The organism is Kitasatospora sp. NPDC059088 (genome assembly GCF_042738155.1).
Classification (GTDB): domain Bacteria; phylum Actinomycetota; class Actinomycetes; order Streptomycetales; family Streptomycetaceae; genus Kitasatospora.
Window position 1 is genome coordinate 1 of sequence record NZ_JBHYGR010000003.1, and the last position, 8,491, is coordinate 8,491.

At 72.7% G+C, this 8,491-nt stretch carries 8 protein-coding genes; 4 read left to right on the forward strand and 4 right to left on the reverse strand.

The window, feature by feature from the left end; translation table 11 throughout:
• Positions 1-90: 90 nt before the first annotated feature.
• Positions 91-1,344 (reverse strand): RNA-guided endonuclease InsQ/TnpB family protein, encoded by a 1,254-nt coding sequence (locus ACFWXO_RS01875; RefSeq protein WP_380521337.1) that lies wholly within the window; start codon positions 1,342-1,344, stop codon positions 91-93.
• A 134-nt stretch (positions 1,345-1,478) separates the two neighbouring features.
• On the opposite strand from ACFWXO_RS01875, the gene ACFWXO_RS01880 reads away from it, so the two are divergent.
• The 3 genes from ACFWXO_RS01880 (at position 1,479) to ACFWXO_RS01890 (ending at position 5,858) form a co-directional block, all read left to right on the forward strand.
• Entirely contained in the window at positions 1,479-4,376 is a 2,898-nt protein-coding gene (locus ACFWXO_RS01880; RefSeq protein ID WP_380521339.1) for an FAD-binding and (Fe-S)-binding domain-containing protein, read from the forward strand.
• Positions 4,377-4,418: 42 nt separating this feature from the next.
• Positions 4,419-5,276, forward strand: coding sequence for an IS5 family transposase (locus ACFWXO_RS01885; protein ID WP_380521341.1), 858 nt, complete (start codon positions 4,419-4,421; stop codon positions 5,274-5,276).
• A gap of 249 nt (positions 5,277-5,525) precedes the next feature.
• Positions 5,526-5,858, forward strand: a complete 333-nt coding sequence (locus ACFWXO_RS01890) for a hypothetical protein (RefSeq protein WP_380521343.1) — start codon at positions 5,526-5,528, stop codon at positions 5,856-5,858.
• A 730-nt stretch (positions 5,859-6,588) separates the two neighbouring features.
• On the opposite strand, the gene ACFWXO_RS01895 is transcribed toward ACFWXO_RS01890, so the two are convergent.
• The 3 genes from ACFWXO_RS01895 to ACFWXO_RS01905 all read right to left on the reverse strand — a co-directional run bounded on the left by ACFWXO_RS01895 (position 6,589) and on the right by ACFWXO_RS01905 (position 7,639).
• Entirely contained in the window at positions 6,589-6,729 is a 141-nt protein-coding gene (locus ACFWXO_RS01895; RefSeq protein ID WP_375883986.1) for a hypothetical protein, read from the reverse strand.
• A gap of 184 nt (positions 6,730-6,913) precedes the next feature.
• Entirely contained in the window at positions 6,914-7,084 is a 171-nt protein-coding gene (locus ACFWXO_RS01900) for a hypothetical protein (protein WP_375883984.1), read from the reverse strand.
• A 42-nt stretch (positions 7,085-7,126) separates the two neighbouring features.
• Positions 7,127-7,639, reverse strand: a complete 513-nt coding sequence (locus tag ACFWXO_RS01905; protein WP_380521346.1) for a DUF1453 domain-containing protein — start codon at positions 7,637-7,639, stop codon at positions 7,127-7,129.
• 86 nt (positions 7,640-7,725) lie between these two features.
• On the opposite strand from ACFWXO_RS01905, the gene ACFWXO_RS01910 reads away from it, so the two are divergent.
• Positions 7,726-8,346: a TetR/AcrR family transcriptional regulator gene (locus ACFWXO_RS01910; RefSeq protein ID WP_375883978.1), complete on the forward strand. Its 621-nt coding sequence runs from the start codon at positions 7,726-7,728 to the stop codon at positions 8,344-8,346.
• Positions 8,347-8,491: the final 145 nt, after the last annotated feature.

Genomic DNA, 8,491 nt, shown 5'->3' on the forward strand with positions numbered 1-8,491 from the left:
GCCTCGTACTGGACGTACTTGGGCGATTCGGGCGTGCGTCCAGGCGGGATGCCCGGCGTCGCGCGCCTGGCAAGATCCGCCGGACAGGCCCTAGAGGACGGGGATTCCTCCCGCGCCTGCGGCACGGTCACCCGTGGTCCGAAGGTCACCGAGGTGGGTTCCCCGTTCAACGGGCCGTGCCTGGCGTGGGATCGCCACGCCAGGTCTGACCGGTCCTCCAGAGGCGTTTAGCCTGTCCGCCTGCCCGGCGGCCAGGATGTTGCGAGCAGCGTTGAGGTCACGGTCATGGAGAACACCGCACACCTGACAGGCCCACTCGCGTACGTGCAGGGGCTTGGGTCCGTCGCGGTGTCCGCAGTCCGAGCAGAGCTGGGAGGACGGGAACGTGCGGTGCACGATCCCGACATGGCGTCCGTACCGGGCGGCCTTCTCCTCAAGAAGGCGCCGGAAGGTGGCCCATCCGGCGTCGTGGACGGACTTGGCCAGACGGCCACGGCCAAGGCCACGTACGTTCAGATCCTCCAGGTACACCGCTTGGGTTTCGCGGATCAACGTGGTGGTCTGTTTGTGCGGCCAGTCCATGCGGGTGTCGGCCACCTTGGCGTGCGCCCGGGCGACCTTCCGGCGGGCCTTGGCCCGATTCTTCGATCCCTTGGCCTTGCGGGACAGCTCCCGCTGCGCAGCCTTGAGTTTCCTCTCCGCCTTGCGGAGGAAGCGGGGGTTGTCGATCACGCTGCCGTCGGAGAGGACGGCGTAGGTGGTCAGCCCGAGGTCGATGCCGACCTCGGCATCGACCTCGGGCAGGTGCTCGGGTTCGACGTCCACGACGAAACTGGCGTAATACCGCCCGGCCGCATCCAGCACGATCGTCACGGACGACGGGTCGGCAGGCAGTGCCCGCGACCACTTCACCCGTACATCGCCGATCTTCGCCAGGTTCAGCTTCCCATTGCCCCGGATGCGGAACCCGTTGAGGGTAAAGCGCAGAGACTGCCGGCTGTCCTTGCGCGACTTGAACCGCGGAAGCCCGACCGGCCGACCGGCGCGCTTGCCGGATACCGAGTCGAAGAAGTTCCGGTACGCGGTGTCCAGATCCCGCAGGGACCGGATCAGCGGATCCACCCCGACCGAGGCCAGCCACGCCCGCTCAGGGGTCTTCTTCGCCGCCGTGATCACCTGCTTCTGCAAATCGGTGCTCTTGGGGTAGGGCAGGCCGCCCTTACGGGCTTCCTTTCGCGCCGCGAGGGCGTCGTTGTACACCACCCGCGCACACCCGAACGTCCGGACGAGCGAAGCACGCTGACCTGCCGTCGGGTAGATGCGATACGAGTACCGAAGATGCACCAGATCAACCTACCGACAGGCACTGACAACGGCCCACGTCGGCGCCCCCGAGGATCACTCCGCCGCTTCGCGGCTCCGGGCCAAGCCCCCATTCCTCCCCGGCCCGAAGGCCGGAGCAACCTGGGAGATCAAAGGTGAGCCGTCCCTCTACCGTCCCCGGGGCCGAACTGGCCCGTGAACTGGCCGCCGTACTGCGCGGGGAGGTCCGTTTCGACGCCGCCGAGCGCGCGGTGTACAGCCAGGACGCCTCCAACTACCGGCAGCTGCCGCTCGGGGTGGTCAAACCCGCGGACCCGGACGACGTGCGCACCGCGCTGGCACTGTGCCGGGAGTACGGCGTACCGGTGGTGGCCCGCGGGGCCGGGACGAGCGTCGGCGGGCAGGCGATCGGCCCCGGTGCGGTGGTCCTGGACTTCCGCCGCCACCTCGGTGCGGTGCTGGAGGTGGACGCCGAGGCCCGCACCGCCCGCGTCCAGCCCGGCACCGTGCTGGACGACCTCCAGCGCGCCGCCCGGCCGTACGGGCTGCGCTTCGGCCCGGACCCGTCCACGCACAGCCGCTGCACCCTCGGCGGCATGATCGGCAACGACTCCTGCGGCTCCCACTCGCTCGCCTGGGGCCGCACCGCCGACAACGTGGAGCGGCTGGAACTGCTGCTCGCCGACGGCACCGAACTGACCGTCGGCGGGCGGCTCACCGCCGCCGAGCGCGCGGCGCTGACGCACCGGCCCGGCCGGGCCGGCCGACTGCACCGCGAACTCCAGGAGTTCACCGACCGCAACCTCGCCGTCATCCGGCAGGGCATGCCGCAGCTGCCCCGCCGCACCTCCGGCTACCCGCTGGACGCGCTGCTGCCCGAACACGGCCACGACCTGGCCCGGGCGCTGACCGGCACCGAGGGCACCTGCGCGCTGCTGCTGGGCGCCACCGTCCGACTGGTCGAGGACCCGCCGGCCCGCGCCCTCGTGGTGGCCGGCTACCCCGACGAGGGCGCCGCCGCCGACGCCGTCCCCGCGCTGCTGCCGTACGGTCCGCTCACCGCCGAGGGCATGGCCGCCGACCTGATCGCCGCCCTGCTCGCCGCCGGCCCGCGCCCGCCCGCCCTGGACCGGCTGCCCGCGGGCGGGTGCTGGCTGTTCCTGGAGACCGGCGGCGCCACCGCCCTGGCGGCCTACCAGGCGGCCCGCCGACTGGCCGACGCGGTGCGCCGGGAGCCCGCGGCCGCCGTCGCCCTGGTCACCGACCCGGTCGAGCAGCGCCAGCTGTGGGCGGTCCGGGAGGCCGGCGCCGGGATCGTCACCCGCCTGCCCGGCGGCGGCCAGGCCTGGCCCGGCTGGGAGGACTCCGCCGTCCCGCCCGAGCGGCTCGGCGACTACCTGCGCGGCCTGCGCGCCCTGCTGCGCCGGCACGGCCTGCACGGCGTGCCGTACGGGCACTTCGGCGACGGCTGCGTGCACCTGCGGATCGACTTCCCGCTGGACCGGCCGCACGGGGCGCCGGTCTTCCGGGAGTTCCTGGAGCAGGCGGCCGACCTGGCGGTCTCGTACGGCGGTTCGCTCTCCGGCGAGCACGGTGACGGGCAGGCCCGGTCCGAGCTGCTGCCGCGCATGTACCCGCCCGAAGTCATCGCCCTGTTCGGCGAGTTCAAGCGGATCTGGGACCCGGAGAACCTGCTCAACCCGGGCGCCCTGGTCGACCCCCGCCCGCTCGACGCCGACCTGCGCTTCGTCACCGCCCCGCGCCGCCCGCTGCCGCTGGCCCTGCCGTACGAGCAGGACGACGGCAGCCTCACCAGGGCGGTGCACCGCTGCGTGGGTGTCGCCAAGTGCGTGGACCCGACCACCGGGGTGATGTGCCCGAGCTACATGGCCACCGGCGAGGAGCGGCACTCCACCCGGGGCCGGGCCCGGCTGCTGGCCGAGATGCTGCGCGGCGAGGCCGTGCCGGACGGCTGGCGCTCGGCGGAGGTGCGGGAGGCCCTGGACCTCTGCCTGAGCTGCAAGGGCTGCGCGAGCGACTGCCCGGTGCACGTCGACATGGCGACCTACAAGACCGAGTTCCTGTACCAGCACTACCGGCGGCGGCCCCGCCCGCTCGCCCACTACTCGATGGGCTGGCTGCCACTGTGGCTGCGCATGGTCGCACCGGCGCCCGCGGCCGCCAACACGCTGGCCCGCTCCCGGGCCGGCGCCCTGCTCAAACGGCTCGGCGGGATCGACCGGCGCCGGGTGCTGCCGGTCCTCCCGCCCGAGACCTTCACCCGCTGGTACCGGCGCCACCGCGCCACCCGCCCTACCCCGGCGGGCGCCCGACCGGTCCTGCTGTGGCCGGACACCTTCTCCGACCACCTCCAGCCCGACGTCCTGCGCTCGGCCGTCGAGGTACTGGAACACCTGGGCTTCGACGTCCGACTGCCCGACGGGCCGGTGTGCTGCGGCCTCACCTGGTACTCCACCGGTCAACTCGGCACCGCCCGGCGGGTGTTGCGGCGCAGCCTGGCGGCCCTGGCGGCCACCGGGCTCCCGGCCGACACCCCCGTGGTCGGCCTGGACCCCAGCTGCACCGCCACCCTGCGCGAGGACCTGCCCCGACTCCTCGGCGCGGAAGGCCGCCCACTCTCCCAACGGACGCGCACCTTCGCCGAGTTCATCGACGAGTACGCTCCGGAGGCGCCGCTCCCCCCGGTCCGGCTGGAGGCCGTCACCCAGACCCACTGCCACCAGCACGCGGTGCTCGGCAGCGCCGCCGACCGCCGGGTCGAGGCCCGACTGGGCCTGGACAACCGGGTACTGGACTCCGGCTGCTGCGGGCTGGCGGGCAACTTCGGCTTCGAACGGGGGCACTTCGAGGTGTCCCGGGCGATCGCCGAGCGCGTCCTGCTGCCCGAGGTCCGGGCCGCCGGGCCCGACACCGTGGTGCTCGCGGACGGGTTCAGCTGCCGCACCCAGATCGCCCAACTGGCCGACGGGCGACGGGCCCTGCACCTGGCCGAGCTGATCGCCCGGGAGCTGCGGGAGCAGTCTTCGGAGTGAGCTAGAGCGTGTCTCGTTGATGGGCTGAGCTGTTGATCGGATGTGTCCGCTCGGTTGGTAGTTAGCGATGCGATGTGGGGCCGGATCGAGCCGTTGATGCCGGCCGATCCGGTTCGTGGCCGTCGGTGGGCCGATCACCGCCGTGTCCTTGAGGCCATCGCCTGGAAGTACAGGACTGGTTCGCCTTGGAGGGACCTACCGGAGGAGCTCGGTCCGTTCCAGACCGCGCACAAGAGGCTGCTGCGTTGGGCGCTCGACGGCACGTGGCAGCGGATCTTTCACACCGTGCTGGCCGCCGCGGATGCTGAAGACGAGATCAGCTGGACCGTCTCGGTGGACTCCACCGTCTGCCGGGCCCACCAACACGCGGCTGGCGCACGCAAAGGGGATCACGGCCGTGGCGAGCCGGCCGACCACGCGCTCGGACGTTCACGCGGCGGGCTGAGCACGAAGGTCCATCTGGCCAGCGATGCCCAGGCCCGGCCGCTCGCCATGGTGGTGACGGCGGGGCAGGCTGGCGATGCCCCGGCGTTCACAGCCGTCATGGCCGCGATCCGGGTGCCGCGCCTCGGCGGGGGACGCCCTCGGACCAGACCTGACACCGTGATCGCGGATCGCGCCTACTCTGCTCGCGCGATCCGCTCCCACCTGCGTGAACGGCACATTCGGGCGGTTGTCCCACAGCCGGTGGACCAGGTCCGCCACCGGCTGCGGCGCGGCTCGCAGGGAGGCCGCCCACCAGGTTTCGACCGCGAGGCCTACAGGGGACGGAACACGGTCGAACGGTGCATCGCCCGCTTGAAGCAGTGGCGCGGCCTGGCGATGCGAACTGACAAACTCGGCGTTGTCTACCAGGCCGCGCTCCACGTCGCCGCCGTGCTGATATGGCTCCGCAGGTGACCTGGAGCCAGCCCGGTGCTCCTCGCGGCCGGGGTTCGCCTTGTGACTTGTCCAGCGGGTGGGTCTGGGATGCCGTGGCTGAGAGCGGTTGCTGACGCCCGGTCATGCAGAGGAGTTGAATCAGATATTCGAGTCATGCCGTTCATTGAGCCGAACGGGTGGCATGCTGGTTGGGCGGATGCGCCAGGGGAATTGTTTGTTCGCTGCCCGGGCCCGGGCAGCGAGCCCCCTTCCGGACAGGACGTTCCCATGCGCCTTCGCAACGCCGGTGTCGCCGCCCTCGGCGCCCTCACACTCCTCCTCGCCGTCCCCGGCTCCGCCAACGCCGCCACCGGTGACTTCCTCTACAAGTACGGCCTGCTGGGCGGCCAGGAGGGACTACTGCCCGACCCCGTGAGCGGCGTGTGCCTCAACCTGGACGGGGCCACCGACCTCGAACCGGCCACCTCCCCGCGGAACTTCACCAACGCCACCGCCACGGTCTTCCTGGACACCGACTGCAACGGCGACGTCTACTACGTGATGAACCCGGGCAAGAAGCTTGGCCCCCTCTTCAGGATCCGCTCGGTCATCTTCTCGTAGCCTGCAGCCACGCCGCCGAAGGCCACCGCGCGAGGGGCCGGCCCCGGGGACCGACACGAGCGGGGCCTGCCCCGGGGACCGACACGAGCGGGGCCTGCCCCGGGGACCGACACGAGCGGGGCCTGCCCCGGGCAGGACTATGACCGGCCGACAGGCTGCCCGCAGCGATCGGGTGCGACGCCCGCGACGATACCTGGCCAGCAGAGACGATCAGATGTGCGAGCTTTGAGAGTTCTGCGAGCGCCGGATCGTGTCCGGACAGGTTGACCGAGCCGCGACAAAAGGGCGGGGTGGCCGGTTTCCCGGGCTGGCCCAGGGGGCGTTCGGCTGACCGGCTCCGAGATGGATCAGTCCCGCTGGGCTTCGCGGGTGGCCGGACGGCCGGGTGGACCTGTTGCCGGTCGATCCGCGGGGGCATCTGCCCGAGACGACGTGGGGGGTACTCGGGGACCGGGCCTGTTCGCATTATCGCTGGTGTACTCGTTGTTTGAGCGCCCTGAGAGGGATCTGCCTCTGGAGCTGGCGTAGCGGCCGCCGAGGTGCGCGAGCGAGACTAGCCCGGTTCACAGCCGACCTGCCGGTCCGGGCGGCCATTCTCGGTTGAGCGTCTGCGAATGACCGTTCCGCAAGCGCATTCAGCCCGCACTGATGGCGGGAGTTGCCCGTAGCCTCGGCCGGAAGCCGAGGCCAGCAAGCACCCCGTGCCTTCGGGACATCAAGGAGACACGCCCTAGGCGTGCTCGGCGAGGAAGGCACCGGCGTGAGCGGCGGCCTCCTCCCGGGTCGGGTGGCCGGCGGCCGCCTCGCCGCTCACCCCGTCGGCGCCGACAGCCGTCCAGTGCCAGCCGTCGGCGGCCCGGTCCGCGGCCAACTCGAATGTTCCGCCGAACAGTTCGAGCGAGCCGGGCCGGGCCGCCGGACGGCTGACGGCCTCCGGCCACTTCTTCCGGGCGCCCTGCCGGGTGATGCCCCAGACGGCGCCCAGCTGCTCGTAGCTGGCGCCGTAGGAGCCGGCGGTGGCGGCCGCGGTCGCGGCAAGTCGCTCGACCTCACCGTCAGGCAGCCAGCACGGAGAGGGCGATCTCGGCCGGATCGGCGTGCCACATCCGCTCCTCGGGCAGCCCGGTCGCCCGGGCTCGCACGGCGGCGGCGACGGGATTGAGCGCGTCGAGGAGGGCCTTGGCCAGTTCGGCCTGCTCCTCGGTGGTGATCTCCACAGCAGTCATGGCGACAACCACAGCTACCAACAGGGTCGACGACAACCAAAGTCACCGCCCGAATCGATCCGGCCCGAGCGGCGACCTCGCGCCCCGCTTCTCGGGCGCGAACGGGGCCCCGGAGGCGAGCCCGCGGTAGCCGACCACCAGCGCCTCCCCCAGGAAGCCCACGCCGATGGAGAGTTGGACCGGACGGGCGTCCGCCGCCAGGCCGCCGCGCTCGGCGAGCAGCGCGAAGCCCGCCATCGCGGCGAGCGAGACCACGGCCACCAGGAAGGACCGCCCGGTGTAGCGCTGCCACAGCACGCCCTCCCGCTCGTACACCCGGATGGTGGCGCCGCGCAGCGCGCCGAGGCCGACACCGAGCGCCGCACCGGCGCCGATCCAGACGTAGTCGCCCACCCCGAGGCCGTGCCGCTGCGACAGTGCCCACAACCCGAGGGCGGTGAGCACCACCGGCGGCGCGAAGAGGTCCCGCGCGTTGAGCGGCTCACCGCGCAGCCGCCGGACCACCACCACGGCCACCACGACCCCGATCAGTGCCACGTGCACCCAGTTGCCCATCCCCGCCCCACTCCCCGATTTTTATAGCTCAGCCGTGCTAAATCAGCCCAGGCAGCAATGTAGCTCGCCCGTGCTATAACGGCAACATGCCGAAGATCGTCGACCCCGTCGAACGCCGCCAGGCCGTCGCCGACGCCGTCCTGCGCGTCGCCGCCCGGGAGGGCCTGGAGCACGCCTCACTGCGCAACGTCGCCGAGGAGGCCGGACTCGCCGTCGGCTCGGTCCGCCACTACGTCGCCGGCAGCTCCGAGCTGATGCTCTTCGCGATGCAGGAACTGGCCCGTCGGATCGACGCCCGCGTCCGCACCCACGCCCGCGCCCTGCTCGACCCGGAGCCCACCCCCGGTACCGACCGGCGCGAGCAGACCGCCCGGCTGCTCGCCGAGACCCTCCCACTGGACGCCCGGCGCCGGGAGGAGTCCGCACTCTGGCTCTCGTTCGTCACCGCCGCCCGCACCCGGCCCGAACTACGTCCCCGCGCCGCCGAGTTGCAGGCCGGCCTGGACGAACTGGTGCGGCGCGTCCTGGTCGAGACCGAGCGCTCCGGCGCGCTGCTCCCCGGCCTCGACCTCGACGTCGAGACCCGCCGGCTCTCCGCCCTGCTGGACGGCCTCACCCTGCAAGCCGTCCAGCACCCCGACCTGGTCGGCCCGGACGCACTGCGCGCGGTGCTGCGCCGCCACCTCGACACCCTGGCGAGCGGCTGACGACGCGCCGAGGAACCCGCCGCCCGGGCGAGCCCGGTCCACGCGGTGGGGCGCGGGCGGCCCCCCCCCCCCCCCCCGCCGGCCCCCGGCGCCCCGCCCCCCCCGCGAGGTTCGGGCGCGCGCCGCGGCGCGCGCCCGCACCCAA